We start from the raw sequence: 312 nt of genomic DNA on the forward strand, positions 1-312 counted from the left end.
CGCACCGCAGCCCTGACAGACTTCCTCCACACCTACAACCACCACCGCTGCCACACCGCACTCGCAGGCCAACCACCCACAAGCCGCGTCAACAACCCTGCGGGTCAATACAGCTAGGCCCTGTCCGGGCGATCTTCTTCGGGCCCTTGCCTCCCCCAGCCTGGCGGCTGGGAGGTGCCCCCATCGCTACGGCACCTCGCTGCGTTACCGAATCGCGCGAATACGGCCAAGTATGAGCTGCGATCCGGCGCCTTGCGATGCACCGCATCTGACGCCGCGGGCTGATCCTCGAAGATCGCCCGGACAGGACCT

Annotated in this window: 1 pseudogene; it reads left to right on the forward strand. The window is 66.0% G+C overall.

Annotated features, from left to right (window positions below):
• Nucleotides 1–117, forward strand: a pseudogene (locus RNC47_RS37470) (IS481 family transposase); the annotation flags it as partial.
• Nucleotides 118–312: the final 195 nt, after the last annotated feature.

Origin of the sequence: Streptomyces millisiae (genome assembly GCF_031845425.1) — a bacterium.
Lineage (GTDB): Bacteria > Actinomycetota > Actinomycetes > Streptomycetales > Streptomycetaceae > Streptomyces > Streptomyces millisiae.